12 protein-coding genes are annotated in these 12,804 nt (G+C 69.6%); 7 read left to right on the forward strand and 5 right to left on the reverse strand.

What is annotated here, in order from left to right:
- Positions 1 to 43: 43 nt before the first annotated feature.
- The 7 genes from RL72_RS09875 (at position 44) to pstS (ending at position 8,743) form a co-directional block, all read left to right on the forward strand.
- Positions 44 to 2,209: an RNA degradosome polyphosphate kinase gene (locus RL72_RS09875; protein WP_045250663.1), complete on the forward strand. Its 2,166-nt coding sequence runs from the start codon at positions 44 to 46 to the stop codon at positions 2,207 to 2,209.
- Positions 2,206 to 3,213: an NUDIX hydrolase gene (locus RL72_RS09880; protein ID WP_082072310.1), complete on the forward strand. Its 1,008-nt coding sequence runs from the start codon at positions 2,206 to 2,208 to the stop codon at positions 3,211 to 3,213. Before RL72_RS09875 ends, RL72_RS09880 begins: the two co-directional genes overlap by 4 nt.
- A gap of 128 nt (positions 3,214 to 3,341) precedes the next feature.
- Positions 3,342 to 4,469, forward strand: a complete 1,128-nt coding sequence (locus RL72_RS09885; RefSeq protein WP_045250664.1) for a phosphate ABC transporter substrate-binding protein PstS — start codon at positions 3,342 to 3,344, stop codon at positions 4,467 to 4,469.
- 167 nt (positions 4,470 to 4,636) lie between these two features.
- Positions 4,637 to 5,647: a phosphate ABC transporter permease subunit PstC gene (gene pstC / locus RL72_RS09890; protein ID WP_045250665.1), complete on the forward strand. Its 1,011-nt coding sequence runs from the start codon at positions 4,637 to 4,639 to the stop codon at positions 5,645 to 5,647.
- Positions 5,644 to 6,741 carry a phosphate ABC transporter permease PstA gene (gene pstA / locus RL72_RS09895; protein WP_045250666.1) on the forward strand — a complete coding sequence of 366 codons (1,098 nt, stop codon included), beginning with the start codon at positions 5,644 to 5,646 and terminating at the stop codon, positions 6,739 to 6,741. The genes pstC and pstA overlap by 4 nt, the downstream gene beginning before the upstream one ends.
- Positions 6,742 to 6,759: 18 nt before the next feature.
- A complete protein-coding gene (gene pstB, locus RL72_RS09900; RefSeq protein ID WP_045250667.1) occupies positions 6,760 to 7,539 on the forward strand; it encodes a phosphate ABC transporter ATP-binding protein PstB in 780 nt (259 codons plus the stop codon).
- A 94-nt stretch (positions 7,540 to 7,633) separates the two neighbouring features.
- Positions 7,634 to 8,743: a phosphate ABC transporter substrate-binding protein PstS gene (gene pstS, locus RL72_RS09905; RefSeq protein WP_045250668.1), complete on the forward strand. Its 1,110-nt coding sequence runs from the start codon at positions 7,634 to 7,636 to the stop codon at positions 8,741 to 8,743.
- 24 nt (positions 8,744 to 8,767) lie between these two features.
- On the opposite strand, the gene RL72_RS09910 is transcribed toward pstS, so the two are convergent.
- The 5 genes from RL72_RS09910 to RL72_RS09930 form a co-directional block, all read right to left on the reverse strand.
- The gene (locus tag RL72_RS09910; protein ID WP_045250669.1) at positions 8,768 to 9,499 is read right to left on the reverse strand and encodes a flavodoxin family protein; all 732 of its coding nucleotides are present in this window, start codon (positions 9,497 to 9,499) and stop codon (positions 8,768 to 8,770) included.
- A 50-nt stretch (positions 9,500 to 9,549) separates the two neighbouring features.
- Positions 9,550 to 10,440 (reverse strand): aminodeoxychorismate lyase, encoded by an 891-nt coding sequence (locus tag RL72_RS09915; protein WP_045250670.1) that lies wholly within the window; start codon positions 10,438 to 10,440, stop codon positions 9,550 to 9,552.
- A gap of 275 nt (positions 10,441 to 10,715) precedes the next feature.
- Positions 10,716 to 11,345, reverse strand: coding sequence for a hypothetical protein (locus RL72_RS09920; RefSeq protein WP_045250704.1), 630 nt, complete (start codon positions 11,343 to 11,345; stop codon positions 10,716 to 10,718).
- 405 nt (positions 11,346 to 11,750) lie between these two features.
- A complete protein-coding gene (locus RL72_RS09925) occupies positions 11,751 to 12,152 on the reverse strand; it encodes an arsenate reductase ArsC (protein ID WP_045250671.1) in 402 nt (133 codons plus the stop codon).
- Positions 12,149 to 12,769, reverse strand: a complete 621-nt coding sequence (locus RL72_RS09930) for a TetR/AcrR family transcriptional regulator (RefSeq protein WP_045250672.1) — start codon at positions 12,767 to 12,769, stop codon at positions 12,149 to 12,151. Before RL72_RS09930 ends, RL72_RS09925 begins: the two co-directional genes overlap by 4 nt.
- Between the last annotated feature and the right edge of the window lie 35 nt (positions 12,770 to 12,804).

The following is a 12,804-nucleotide window of genomic DNA, read 5'->3' on the forward strand; positions in this document are numbered from 1 at the left end:
ACCCGTTCACCTGCAGGCAACATCCTCCTGCAATGATGGGCCCATGATCGATCCCGCACTGGCAGATTCCGGTCTCGGCGACGCCGAGGACGACGACTTCGACGAGCTCGTCGCGCCGGACGACTCCCTGCTCCCGGAGAACCGCTACCTGGACCGCGAGCTGAGCTGGCTGGCGTTCAACCAGCGCGTGCTCGAGCTCGCCGAGGACGAGACCCTGCCCGTCCTCGAGCGCGCGAACTTCCTCGCGATCTTCGCCAGCAACCTCGACGAGTTCTTCATGGTGCGCGTCGCCGGTCTCAAGCGCCGCATCGTCACCGGGCTGGCCGTGCCGACCAACGTGGGCCGCGCGCCGGTCGAGGTGCTCGCCGACATCTCCGCCGAGGCGCACAAGCTGCAGCTGCGCCACGCCGCCGCCTGGACGGGGCTGGTCCGCCCCGCGCTGGCCGCCGAGGGCATCACGATCGTGGACTGGGACGACCTGGACGGCGAGGCCAAGGCCGAGCTGACCGACTACTTCCAGGCCAACGTCTTCCCGGTGCTGATGCCGCTCGCGGTCGACCCGGCCCACCCGTTCCCCTACATCTCGGGCCTGTCGCTGAACCTCGCGATCCGGATCCGCAACGCGCGCACCGGCCGCCAGGAGTTCGCCCGCCTCAAGGTGCCGCCGATGCTCCCGCGCTTCGTCGAGGTGCCCTCCGAGGACGGGCAGCTGCGCTTCATCCGGCTCGAGGAGCTCATCGCCAACCATCTCGACGACCTCTTCCCGGGAATGGAGGTGCTCGACCACCACGCCTTCCGGCTCACCCGGAACGAGGACGTCGAGATCGAGGAGGACGAGTCGGAGAACCTCATCCAGGCGCTCGAGGCCGAGCTGCTGCGTCGGCGCTTCGGTCCGCCGATCCGCCTCGAGATCACCGACGACATGGACGACGTGACGCTCGACCTGCTGATCAGCGAGCTCGACATCACGGATCAGGAGGTCTACCGGCTCCCCGGGCCGCTGGATCTGCGGGGCCTGTTCGGGCTGGGCCGGATCGACCGCCCCGACCTGCGCTACACCCCGCACGTGCCCACGACGGCGCTCGCGTTCAAGCCGGGCGCGAACGAGCGCATCGACATCTTCAAGGCGATCCGCAAGGCCGACGTGCTCGTGCACCACCCGTACGAGTCGTTCACGACGAGCGTCGTCGCGTTCCTCGAGCAGGCCGCGCGGGATCCGCACGTGCTGGCGATCAAGCAGACGCTGTACCGCACCTCGGGCGACAGCCCGATCGTGCAGGCTCTGATCGACGCCGCCGAGGCCGGCAAGCAGGTGCTCGCCCTCGTGGAGGTCAAGGCCCGCTTCGACGAGGCGAACAACATCGTCTGGGCACGCAAGCTCGAGAAGGCCGGCGTGCACGTCGTGTACGGCCTCGTCGGCCTCAAGACGCACTGCAAGCTGGTCAACGTCATCCGCGAGGAGGACGGGGTGCTGCGCAGCTACAGCCACATCGGCACGGGCAACTACAACCCGAAGACCAGCCGGATCTACGAGGACTTCGGCCTGTTCACGGCCGACCCGCAGGTCGGCAAGGACCTCACCCGTCTCTTCAACGAGCTCAGCGGCTACGCGATCGAGAAGAAGTTCAAGCGCCTCCTCGTCGCCCCGCTGCACCTGCGCAAGGGGCTGCTCCGGCTCATCGAGAAGGAGCGCCAGAACGCGCTCGACGGCAAGCCGGCCCACATCCGCATCAAGGTCAACTCGATGGTCGACGAGCAGATCATCGACGCCCTGTACCGGGCGAGCGCCGCCGGCGTGCCGGTCGACGTCTGGGTGCGCGGCATCTGCAGCCTGCGCACCGACCTGCCCGGCGTCACCGACAACATCACCGTGCGCTCGATCCTCGGGCGCTACCTCGAGCACTCGCGGATCTTCGCGTTCCACAACGAGGGCGACCCGCAGGTGTACATCGGCAGCGCCGACATGATGCACCGCAACCTCGACCGCCGCGTCGAGGCGCTCGTCCGCGTCACCGAGCCCGCCCACGTCGAGGAGCTCGTCGGCTTCTTCGACCTCGCGCTCTCCCCCGAGACCGCGTCGTGGCACCTCGGCAACGACGGCGAATGGACCAGGCACGCGTTCTCCGAGGTTGGCGCTCCGCTCGTGGACCTGCAGGATAGGACCATGTCGCAGATCCAGAAGCGTCGCAGGGCACGGGCGGTGCGATGACCCCCAGCCCCTCCGGACCTTCCACCGCCACCGCGGACACCACGGGGATCACGGTCGTCGCCGACCGCCCCGACCGTGCCGTGTACGCCGCCGGCGGGCTGGTCTGGCGCGTCGTCGAGGACAAGCTGCGGATCCTGCTGATCCACCGCACCAAGTACCGCGATGTGACGCTGCCCAAGGGCAAGGTGGATCCGGGCGAGATGCTCGCGGAGACGGCCGTGCGCGAGATCTTCGAGGAGACCGGCATCCGCGTCTCGCTGGGCGCTCCGGTCGGCGTCTCCCGCTACACGATGGCGAACCGCAAGCAGAAGGTCGTGCACTACTGGGCCGCGGAGGCCACCGACGAGGCCGTGCGCGCATCCGTGTTCGTGCCGAACCGCGAGATCGCGGCCCTCGAGTGGGTGAGCCTGAAGAAGGCCCGGGCCCGCCTCAGCTACCCGGTCGACGTCGAGATCCTGGACGCGTTCGCCAAACTGGTCGATGACGGGGCCCTGCGCACCTTCCCGATCGTCGTGCTGCGGCACGCGAAGGCGGCGAGCCGCGGCGTATGGCTCGGCACCGACGCGTCGCGGCCGCTCACCCCGCGCGGGCACGCCCAGTCGAAGGCGATCGTGGGGCCGCTGCGAGCCTTCGGCGTGCAGCGCATCGTCTCCAGCGACGCCCGGCGCTGCATCGAGACGGTGATGCCGCTGTCGAAGGCGCTCAGCCAGAAGATCCGCAGGACGGAGCTCCTCAGCCAGGACGCCTGGGAGGAAGGGCGCTCGGATCCGCGCACGGTGATCGGCAAGCGGGTGCGCTCCGGCAGGCCCGCCGTGCTGTGCAGTCACGGGCCCGTGCTGCCCGACATCCTGCGCGAGATCGCCCTCGCCACGGGCACCATGCACGGCTCCTACCTCGGCAGCGCCTCCGCGCTCGAGGTCGGCGCGTTCAGCGTCGTGCACCTCAGCGCGACGAATCCGGGGTCGGGGATCATCTCCATCGAGACGCACCTGCCCAAGATCTGAGCGGACCGGGGCGCAGATCGCCGTTCACCCTCCGTTTACCTTCGATCTTTGATCGCGTAACAGACGCCGCATATCGTCTGGCGTGGCCCTGCACCGGGGCGTACTCGACACAGCGAAGGACTTACACAGTGAAGCTCAACCGCATCACCACGATCGGCGCAGCCGGCGTGCTCGCCGCCATCGCGCTCGCGGGCTGCTCCTCCACGCCCAGCAGCACGAGCACCGAATCCTCCTCGGCCGCTCCGACCTCGACCGGCGTCACCTCCAAGGTCGACGCCTCGCTGACCGGCACGATCACCTCGGGCGGCTCCAGCGCGCAGGCGAACGCCCAGGCCGCGTGGACCGCCGCATACAACGCCCAGGCCAAGGGCGTCACCATCAACTACGACAAGTCGCAGGGCTCGGGCGGTGGCGTCACCAACTTCCTCAGCGGCGCGTACGACTTCGCCGGATCCGACTCGCCGCTGAACGCGGACCAGACCACGGCGTCGAAGGCGCTGTGCACCGAGGGCGGCATCAACATCCCCGTCTACCTCGACGGCGTCGCGATCGCGTTCAACATCCCCGGCGTGACCGACCTCAAGCTCAGCGGTGAGACGATCGCGAAGATCTTCGCGCTGCAGATCACCGACTGGTCCGACCCGGCCATCACCAAGGACAACGGCAAGGCGCTCCCCGCCGGCAAGATCACCACGGTCGCGCGCTCGGACGGCTCCGGCACCACGGCGAACTTCACCAACTACCTCGCCGCCACCCAGAAGAGCGTCTGGACCTTCCCCGCGGGCAAGGACTGGCCGGTCGAGGGCGACGTGTCCAAGCAGAAGGGCGGCTCGGGCGTCGTCCAGGCCATCGAGGCCGGCTCCGGCACGATCGGCTACGCGGACCACTCCGCGATCGGCAAGCTCCCCAGCGTCGCGATCCTGCAGGACGGCAAGGCCGTTCCGTTCAGCGCCGACGCCGTCTCGAAGACGTTCGAGGTCGCCGCGGTCGACGCCTCCAACGGCATCAAGGGCGACCTGTCGAAGAAGTTCGACTACTCGAAGCTGACCGCCGAGACCTACCCGATCCCGCTGGTCTCCTACGCGATCGCCTGCACCACCTTCAAGACCCCCGAGCAGGCCAAGCTCGTGAAGTCGTACATCGGCTTCATCGACAGCACGCTCGGCCAGCAGGTCGCCGTGAAGAACGCCGGTGCGGCGCCGCTCCCGGAGTCCGTCCTGAAGGCGGCCCAGGAGTCGCTCGCGACCATCAAGTAACATCCTTCGGCCAGTCCGGATCGGCTCCCCGAGCCGATCCGGACTGGGCAGGGCAGCCGACTCCGTCGGAGGCTCTGCCGAGTTCCCCGTGCTGGCCCGATACCTCTCCTGCCCACAGGCAGGGGCACAAAGAAAGACGTTGCACATGCGAGATCAAGAGTGGGACCGTGGCTGACGTCGCGCAGAAGGGCGACGTGACCACCGCCTCCGAGAACCTCGTCGGAAAGCGCCGCGCCGGAGACTCCTTCTTCCTGGGACTGTCCACGACGGCCGCCGCGTCGATCATGGTGATCCTCGCCGGCGTCGCGATCTTCCTGATCCTCAAGGGCCTGCCCGCGATCACCGCGAACTGGGACACGAACCACGACCTCGCGGGCTACCAGAACAAGAACTGGGGCAGCTTCTGGAACTACGTCGGCCCGCTGCTCTGGGGCAGCCTGTGGTCGTCGCTCATCGCGCTCGTGCTCGGCGCCCCCGTCGCCATCGGCATCGCCCTGTTCATCTCGCACTACGCGCCGCGCCGGCTCGCAGGGCCCCTCGCCTACGTCGTCGATCTGCTCGCCGCCGTGCCCTCGATCGTGTTCGGCCTCTGGGGCGTCATCGTGATGCGTCCGTTCCTCACCCCGCTGGCAGAGTTCCTCAACCAGTACCTGGGATGGATCCCGCTGTTCCGCGGCCCTGTGTCGAGCACGGGATCGACCATGCTCGCCGGCGGCGTGGTGCTCGCGGTGATGATCCTCCCGATCGTCACCGCGCTGACGCGCGAGATCTTCCTGCAGACGCCGCGGCTGAACGAGGAGGCCGCCCTCGCCCTGGGCGCCACGCGCTGGGAGATGATCCGGCTGGCCGTGTTCCCGTACGCCCGCAGCGGCATGATCTCCGCGATCCTCCTCGGCCTCGGCCGGGCGCTCGGTGAGACGATGGCGATCGCGCTGATCATCTCGCCCTCGATCCTGTTCTCCTTCGCCGTGCTGACCGACGGCTACAACTCGCAGACGATCGCGGGCAACATCGCCAACAACTTCCCGATCGCCACCGACCTGCAGCGCTCCGCCCTGATCGGCACCGGCCTCATGCTGTTCGTGGTCTCTCTGGCGGTCAACATGCTCGCCCGCGGTATCATCGGCCGGTCCGCGACCCGCTCACGCAAGGCACCGAAGATCGGAAAGCGCGCATGACCGCCGTCACCTCGCCTCCGGCGACCTCCTCGTCCTCGCTGACCCTGACCAGCGGTCAGCTGCCCCGGTGGATCGAGCCGGTGCTCGCCGTCGGCACCGCCGTCGTCGTCGCGGCCGTGCTGCTGGTGCTCCAGCTGTTCAATCCCGCCGTCTGGCTCGTGCTCACCGCGGTGTTCTACCTCATCGCCGTCAGCATCGGCTCCGGGATCGTGGAAGGCCGGCGCAAGGCCGTGGACCGTGTGGTGCGCGGCCTCGTCGTGTGCGCGTTCATCCTCGCGGTCGCCCCCCTGATCTCCACGCTCTGGACCGTGGTGGCCCAGGGTCTGAAGGTGCTGACCTGGGACTTCGTGACCAAGGTCGGCGGCAGCGTGTTCGACCCGAACACCCTCGCGGTCACCAACACGCCCGGCGCGCTGCAGGCGGTGGTCGGAACGCTGATCATCACCGGGATCGCCGCCGTGATCTCGGTGCCGATCGGGATCCTGGCCGCCGTCTACCTCACCGAGTACGCGCAGCCGAGCAACCCGATGCGCCGGGTGGTCACGTTCCTGGTGGACGTGATGACCGGCATCCCTTCGATCGTCGCCGGTCTGTTCGCCTTCTCGCTGTTCGCGCTCATCGTCGGCCCGAAGGCGTTCAGCGGCTTCTCCGCCTCGATCGCGCTGTGCGTGCTGATGATCCCCATCGTCATCCGTTCCACGGAGGAGATGATCCGGCTGGTCCCGAACGAGCTCCGCGAGGCGTCCCTCGCCCTCGGAGTGCCGCGCGCGACCACGATCATCAAGGTGGTGCTCCGCACGGCGGCCAGCGGCATCGTGACGGGCGTCGTGCTCGCCGTCGCCCGTGTGGTCGGCGAGACCGCCCCCATCTTCATCGCCGCGAGCTTCACCGACAACTTCAACGCCGATCCGTTCAGCGGCCCCATGCAGACCCTGCCGGTCATGGCCTACACGGCGTGGGCGTTCCCCGGCAAGGACATCGAGGCCTCGCAGGCGCAGGCATGGGGCGCCGCCCTGCTGCTGGTCATCGTCGTCGTCATCTTCAACCTCATCGCTCGGGTCGTCGCGAAGGCATTCGCGCCGAAGAGCCGCTAACTCAGGAAGGCACGCAGCGTGTCCAAGAGCATCGAAGTCAACGATCTGAACGTCTACTACGGCGACTTCCTCGCCGTCGAAGACGTGTCCATGAACATCGAGCCCCGCACCGTGACCGCCTTCATCGGCCCCTCGGGATGCGGCAAGTCGACGTTCCTGCGCACCCTCAACCGCATGCACGAGGTGATCCCCGGCGCGACGGTCAAGGGAAGCGTCTACATCGACGGCGAGAACCTGTACGCGCCCGGAGTCGACCCCGTGCTCGTGCGGCGCCAGGTCGGCATGGTGTTCCAGCGGCCGAACCCGTTCCCGACGATGTCGATCAAGGAGAACGTGCTCGCGGGCGTGCGCCTCAACAACAGGCGCATCTCGGCCTCCGACGCGAACGACCTCGTGGAGAAGTCGCTGCGCGGCGCCAACCTGTGGAACGAGGTGAAGGACCGCCTCGACAAGCCGGGCGCGGGCCTCTCCGGCGGCCAGCAGCAGCGCCTGTGCATCGCGCGTACCATCGCCGTGTCCCCGCAGGTCGTGCTGATGGACGAGCCCTGCTCGGCCCTCGACCCCATCTCGACGTTCGCGATCGAGGAGCTCATCACCGAGCTCAAGAACGAGTTCACGATCGTGATCGTCACGCACAACATGCAGCAGGCGTCGCGCGTGAGCGACAAGACCGCGTTCTTCAACATCGCGGGCACCGGCAAGCCGGGCAAGCTCATCGAGTTCTCCGACACGGCGACCATCTTCACCTCGCCTAAGGAGCAGGCCACCGAGGACTACGTCTCCGGCCGCTTCGGGTGAGCTCGTTCTCCCCGCGCACGGCGTGGGGAGAACGGCGCGTGCTCTCGCCGGTCGGGCGCTGCGTTATCCTGGCCGACGACCGAGGAGACCCATCGTGACGAAGAGCCGCATCGCGACGATTGCCGCGATCATCGGTGTCGCCGCGTCCGCGCTCACCGGCTGCACGGCGCCCGGCGACGGAGCACCGCGAGCGACCGCCACGCCCACTCCGACGCCGACGCCCGTCTCGGGTGAGCTGCTCGGCGCCGGATCCACGGCGCAGCGCGCGGCCGTCGACGCATGGACGAAGCGCCTGGCCGCTGCGGCCCCGCAGGCGCGGGTGACCTTCGACGCCCGGGGATCCGACCTCGGCCGTCAGCAGTTCCGGGCCGGCGCCGCGTCCTTCGCCGGCTCGGACGTGCCGTTCACGACCGCGGAGATCGCCGCGGGAGGCTTCGCCGCGTGCGCCGAGGGGGCGGAGCTGGTCGAGGTCCCCGCCTACGTCTCCCCCATCGCCATCGTCTTCTCGCTCAAGGGCGTCGCATCGCTGAGGCTCGCTCCGAAGACCCTCGCCGGGATCTTCTCCGGCACGATCACCCGGTGGGACGACCCCGCGATCGCCGCGACCAATCCGAAGGCCGCGCTGCCGTCCCGCGCGATCGTGCCGGTGCACCGCTCCGACGCTTCGGGCACGACCGCGAACTTCACGGACTATCTGACGCAGACGGCGCCCGACCTCTGGGCCCCGGGCTCCGTGTCGACGTGGCCTGCGGGCTCGAGCGGCACCGCGGCGGAGGGCTCCGCCGGTGTCGCCGCCGCCGTGCAGGGCACCGAGGGCGGCATCGGGTACCTCGACGCCTCGGCGGCACAGGGGCTCTCGACGGCCGACATCAGCGTCGGCAAGGACTGGGTGGGCCCCTCGGCGTCCGGCGCGCGAGCGGCGCTGGACGCGGCCAGGATCGAGCAGGGCCGCGGTCCGGGCGATCTTGCGACCACCGTCGACCGGGGCACCGTCGCCCGCGGCGCCTATCCGGTGTTGCTGATCGGCTACCTCATCGGGTGCACCCGGTACGCGAAGCCGGAGACCGCTGCCCTCGTGAAGGCGCTCTTCAGCCTCGCCGTCTCTGCGGAGGGTCAGAAGGCCGCCGCTGCCGTCGCCGGCAACGCACCGATCTCCGACGAGCTGCGCACCAAGGCCCAGAACGCGATCGATCTGATCGGCTGACGCCATCGGCAGGCGCTCGACGCGTCAGCGGTATTCGGGGTTGGCGTCGTAGCCCCAGCGCTCGCCGTCGTTCCACGCCTGGCGAAGGTTGCCGTAAGCGGGGATCCCGCCGGCGTCCTTGAGGCGACGGGCGGTGTGCAGGAGGTTCCACGTCATGAACGTGGTGTTGCGATTGGTGAAGTCGTTCTCGGGGCCGCCGGATCCGGGATCCAGGTAGCTCGGCCCCGGACCGATCGCCCCGATCCAGCCCGCGTCGGCGGCCGGAGGGATCGTGAACCCGATGTGCTGGAGGCTGTAGAGGATCGACATCGCGGCGTGCTTGACACCGTCCTCGTTGCCGGTGATGATCGCCCCGCCGGTCTTCCCGTAGTACACGTACTGGCCCCTGTCGTTGAACAGGCCGCTCATCGCGTAGAGCCGTTCGATGAGCTTGCGCGTGATCGAGGCGTTGTCGCCGAGCCACAGCGGTCCGCCCACCACGAGGATGTCGGCCGCGTCGATGAGCGGCCAGATCTCCTCGGGCCACGCGTCGGTCGCCCAGCCGTGCTCACGCATGTCGGGGTAGACGCCCGTCGCGACGTCGTGGTCGATGAAGCGGACGTCGTCGACGGTCACCCCCTGCGACCGCATCAAGGCGATGCTGCGGTCCATCAGCCCCTGGGTGTGGCTGAGCTCCGGGCTCCGTTTCAGGGTGCAGTTCACGAACACCGCGCGGAGGTCGTCATAGACCGCCGGAGCGGTCGGTTGCTCTGCCATGGGGGCAGACTACGACCATCCTTCCCCGCCGGCCAGGGGGTGGCGGATCTTCAGTCCCGCGCGGACAGCAGGTAGGCGTTCAGGCCGTCGGTGAACGCGTGGTCGATCGCCAGCGGAGCGTCGTCGATCGCGGCGATCGGGGCCGCGAGGCGCACGCTGGACACCAGCCAGGCCTGATCCGCGGTCGCGAGGTCGGCGGTCGGGACCGTGGCGTACTCCGTCGTGAAGCCCTGCTCCTCGAGGTGCGCGAAGAGGCTGATCTGCGTGGTGCCCTGCAGGATGCCGCCGTGCGGCGCCGGGGTGACGAACCGGTCGCCGAAGCGCAGGATGAGCGAGGCCGTGGGCGCCTCCAGCACGACGCCGTCGGTCGTGACGAAGATGGCATCGTCGGCTCCGCGGCGGTGCGCCTCACGCAGCGCCGCCATGTTGACCGCGTAGGAGAGCGTCTTCGCCCCCAGGAGCAGCCACGGCGAGCGCTCCGCAGCGCCGCTGTCGTAGCCGCGGTCGAGGGTGACGACCCGGATGCCGTCGGCGCGCGCGGCGGCGAAGTCGCCTGCGGGGGCGGCGGTGACCCATGCCGTCGGAGCCGGTCCGTGGTCGACGCCCCGGCTCAGGATGAGCTTGATGACCCACTCCCCCGGACCGCACTCCGCGGCCGCGATCGCGACCGCCTGGCGCCACTGCTCGCGGTGCGGCTCGGGCAGTTCGCAGAGGGCGGCGGAGTGCGCGAGGCGCTGCACGTGCGCCTCGACCTCCTGGGCGTGCCCGTCGACGACGCCGATCGACTCGAAGATGCCGTCGCCGCGCTGCGTGCTCAGCTCGCCCACGCTGAGCGCGGGAGCGCCCGGGTCGATGCGGCGGAAGCTGTCGCTGAAGTCGGCGCGCTCCTCGTCGGTGGACTCGGCGGGCGTGATCAGCAGAGCGAAGCGGGCGGCGGCCATAGGACGAGCTTAGGACGTGCGTCGTCCCCTTCGTTCTCGCCCCGGGACGGTGCGCCCGCCGACGCGCCCGAGCTCAGCCGGGTCGCCCTCGCGGATCCGGGCTCCGGGAATACCCCCGCGGCCGACGCGTTACACTGTATCGGCCGGGCCGCATAACCCCGGGCTCCATTTTTCGCCGCTGCGAGCGGCCTTCCGCCGAGAGGCGTTCTTGCGGCCCGGCTTCTTCGTATCCGGATCCGGTGTCGGTCCGTTCCGGAAGCGTCCGCCGAATGCGCTCAGGTCAAGGAGCCGTCGCGCCAGGCCGCCGCCGAGGCGGTCAGGTCGTGGGCGAAGGCGCTCAGGCGCGACGCCCGGGTGGTGAGATCGCTCGCCCGATCGGGCTCGGTCGGGTCGTAGTCGTCGGCGATGTGAGTCGATCCCGACGCCTGCACGCGGCAGAACGCCGCGGCGCGCTCGAGCGCGATCGCGAAGTCGCCGGAGAAGGCGCCGCGGAGGATCGTGTCGATGAGGGCGACGAGCTCCTCCGGCCCGGCCGGCACCGGCGCGCCGGCGACGAGGGCGTCGACGGACGGCAGCTCGACGCGTCCGCGCTCGTGCAGCAGCGCCGCGAGCGAGGGATCCGCGTGGATCGACACCTGCAGCAGATAGAGCCGCCACAGCGCGCCCGGGAGCGACACCGCAGGACTCTTCGCCCACAGCTCCGCGACCTCGTCGATGCCGTGCTCGGTGGCGTAGGCCACCAGCCGCTCCGCGCTCACGCCGCTGCCGTCCGCGCGCACGCGGGCCAGGAGCGCCGAGGCCGTGGCGTGCGCCATCCGTGTCTGCTCGGCCGGATCGTGGGATCCGAGCAGATTGTCGAACGTCTCCGGCGAGAGGCGGACGGGGCGGTGGAAGGGAGCGGGCACCGACCCAGGGTACGCGCGGTGCCCGCGCAACACCCACAGCTGCGGGCCCTAGACTGGTTCCGCGGGCCTCTAGCTCAGTTGGCAGAGCATCGGACTTCAACACAATAGGAGCGCCTCGGGGGAAACCTCGGGGATGACACCACTCAAAGTCGGGGAACCCTTCCTGGGAGACCAGTTGGCAATCCCGAGCCAAGCCGGACGTGTCCGGAAGGTGTAGAGACTGGACGGGTGGCACCTAAAGCGCAAGCCATGGTGAAGGGACAGTCCAGACCACGAACGCTTCGTGCGGCGGCGAAAGCCGAAGTGGCAGGTTAATCCGCGGGTCGTGGGTTCGAGCCCCACGGGGCCCACCGCAGAGAAGGCCCGGTCATCGCGACCGGGCCTTCTCGCGTACGCGGGATGGCCTCAGACACCCAGGCTGCGCAGCAGCTCCCGCACACGGGACTCGATGTCGTCGCGCACGCCGCGGACGAACTCCGGATCCCGGCCGGCCGGATCCGCCAGCTCCCAGTCCTCGTAGCGCTTGCCGGGGAAGATCGGGCAGGCGTCGCCGCAGCCCATCGTGATCACGGCGTCGGCCTCGCGCACGTCCTCGGTGCGCAGCAGCTGCGGCACGGCCTCGGAGATGTCGATCCCCTTCTCCGTCATCACCGCGACCGCCGCCGGATTGATGCTCTCGCCGGGCTCCGAGCCGCCGGAGCGCACCTCGACCCTGTCGCCGCCGAGCGCGCGGGCGAATCCTGCGGCCATCTGCGAGCGGCCCGCGTTGTGCACGCACACGAAGAGGATGAGCGGTCGATCGTTCATGCGGGGACTCCTGTGGTCGGGGTGGGAAGCGGTGCGCCCGCCTGCCGGGCGAAGAGGGCGATCGCGCGCTCGGCGTCGGCGACCGAGATGCTGCCACCGGCGACGATGTGCAGCCCGTAGGCGTCCTCCAGTGCGACGAAGTTCATGGCGATGTCGTCGACGGGTCCAGCCAGGGAGAAGTCGCCGGTCGCCGCCCCGGCCTCCAGGATCCGCCGGTAGAGCGCGAGCTGCTCGCCGTAGAGCCGCTGCACGAGCTCATCGTGCAGCGGCGACTTGCCCGCGAGAACGTCGAACTCGTAGAGCAGTCGCATGAGCGCGTCGTCCGGTCCGGAGGGAAGCCCCGCCCGGATCGCGATCGCCAGCTGCTCCGCGGGCCGCTCCGCCTGGGCCACCAGGGCTTCGCGCTCCTCGCCGACCCGACGCATGCCCGCGGCGTGCGCCTCGACGAGGATCGCGTCGAGATCCTCGTAGTAGTACAGCAGCGCTCCGCGCGTCACTCCCGCCTGATTCGCGACGTCCGTGAGCGAGAGATTGCGCAGCCCGTGCTCGGCCGCAGCCTCGAGCGCCGCATCGACCACTTCGCGGCGTCGCTGCTCCTGCGTGCTGGGGCGTGCCATGAAGCCAGTATCTCAGGCTCGTCCGAGGACCGGAT

The organism is Microbacterium azadirachtae (assembly GCF_000956545.1).
In the GTDB taxonomy this organism is placed as follows: Bacteria; Actinomycetota; Actinomycetes; order Actinomycetales; family Microbacteriaceae; genus Microbacterium; species Microbacterium azadirachtae.

Coding starts and splice junctions, on each gene's coding strand:
- RL72_RS09875 (WP_045250663.1), top strand. CDS start 44: ATGATCGATCCCGCACTGGCAGATTCCGGTCTCGGCGACGCCGAGGAC.
- RL72_RS09880 (WP_082072310.1), top strand. CDS start 2,206: ATGACCCCCAGCCCCTCCGGACCTTCCACCGCCACCGCGGACACCACG.
- pstA (WP_045250666.1), top strand. CDS start 5,644: ATGACCGCCGTCACCTCGCCTCCGGCGACCTCCTCGTCCTCGCTGACC.
- RL72_RS09910 (WP_045250669.1), bottom strand. CDS start 9,499: ATGGCAGAGCAACCGACCGCTCCGGCGGTCTATGACGACCTCCGCGCG.
- RL72_RS09915 (WP_045250670.1), bottom strand. CDS start 10,440: ATGGCCGCCGCCCGCTTCGCTCTGCTGATCACGCCCGCCGAGTCCACC.
- RL72_RS09925 (WP_045250671.1), bottom strand. CDS start 12,152: ATGAACGATCGACCGCTCATCCTCTTCGTGTGCGTGCACAACGCGGGC.
- RL72_RS09930 (WP_045250672.1), bottom strand. CDS start 12,769: ATGGCACGCCCCAGCACGCAGGAGCAGCGACGCCGCGAAGTGGTCGAT.